Origin of the sequence: Sphingomonas sp. 10B4, assembly GCF_035019905.1 — a bacterium.
Lineage (GTDB): Bacteria > Pseudomonadota > Alphaproteobacteria > Sphingomonadales > Sphingomonadaceae > Sphingomonas > Sphingomonas glacialis.
In genome coordinates, this window is record NZ_JASJVC010000363.1 from 1 (window position 1) to 264 (window position 264).

The 264-nt window shown below is 44.7% G+C and carries 1 protein-coding gene; it reads right to left on the reverse strand.

The genetic code is table 11. The features are described from left to right. The coding region (locus tag QN347_RS21065; RefSeq protein ID WP_416350914.1) for an ABC-2 family transporter protein at positions 1 to 258 on the reverse strand (258 nt) is incomplete at its 3' end. Between the last annotated feature and the right edge of the window lie 6 nt (positions 259 to 264).

Sequence of the window (264 nt, forward strand, 5' to 3'; positions counted from 1 at the left end):
TGTCAGCATAGCGTGTTGTAATGAGATGCTTGTGGCAACATAAAAAAATGGCAAATGCACCGGCAGCAGCAAATGGGTATCGAGCTTCATATTGTGCACTCGGCGCTGCAGTTCCATGCTGCTTTGGCCGAACAGCATCATATACAAATTATCGACGCAGACAACAGTGACAAAAAAAACGAGTAGATAATGCTGACTCATAAAACCGAGAAATTGGCTGTGCTGACTGAGTGCCCACCAAAAAATTCCCTGAGTCACACCATA